Below are 249 nucleotides of genomic sequence, written 5' to 3'. Positions count from 1 at the left end.
CTGGAAAACACCGCTTCGTCGCGTTCCTGCAGCCACTTGTGCAGGACACGAACCTGCGCCGGTTCCGGGCAGTTGCCATAGCGGTGCAATTGCCTGTCCTCGATAATCGCCACGCCACCCGCCCGCGTCAGATCCATCAGCAACTGGCCTTGTAGGGCCAGGCCGTCGAACACGGTGTCCTGCGAGCCCCTCATCGCCTGGTCGAGTCGCGCCAGCGCCTGGACCTTTTCCTCGCGCTGACGGCTCAGT

General features: G+C 64.3%; 1 protein-coding gene. It reads right to left on the bottom strand.

What is annotated here, in order from left to right:
- Positions 1–249: GAF domain-containing protein (locus AC0L20_RS41545; RefSeq protein ID WP_473295918.1), on the bottom strand; the 249-nt coding region annotated here is incomplete at both ends.

This window comes from Bradyrhizobium sp. Kon58, assembly GCF_055807455.1.
The sequence above is the reverse complement of the archived record's forward strand: the minus strand, read 5'-3'. Positions and strand labels throughout refer to the sequence as shown.